Raw genomic sequence first — 260 nt, forward strand, 5'->3', positions numbered from 1 at the left:
GTGTATAATTTTCTTTATCCTAGCATTTCCATAGATACTATCATTGCCATAGACCCATGCATCTCCATAGTTCCTAGCTTTACCTGAGACGCTATCATCACCATAGACCCAAGCATTTCCATAGACCCTAGCATTGCCATAGACCCAAGCATCACCATAGACACTAGCATCACCAGAGACCATAGCATCACCAAACACCCAAGCAATTCCATAGACCCTAGCAATGCCATAGACCCAAGCACTGTCTCTTATACAAATCT

At 43.1% G+C, this 260-nt stretch carries 1 protein-coding gene; it reads right to left on the reverse strand.

Annotated features, from left to right (window positions below):
* Nucleotides 1–260 (reverse strand): hypothetical protein (locus J3481_RS14545; RefSeq protein WP_206882543.1); only part of this gene is annotated, 260 nt, incomplete at both ends.

Source organism: Alicyclobacillus fructus, from assembly GCF_017329605.1.
GTDB classification, from domain to species: domain Bacteria; phylum Bacillota; class Bacilli; order Alicyclobacillales; family Alicyclobacillaceae; genus Alicyclobacillus; species Alicyclobacillus fructus.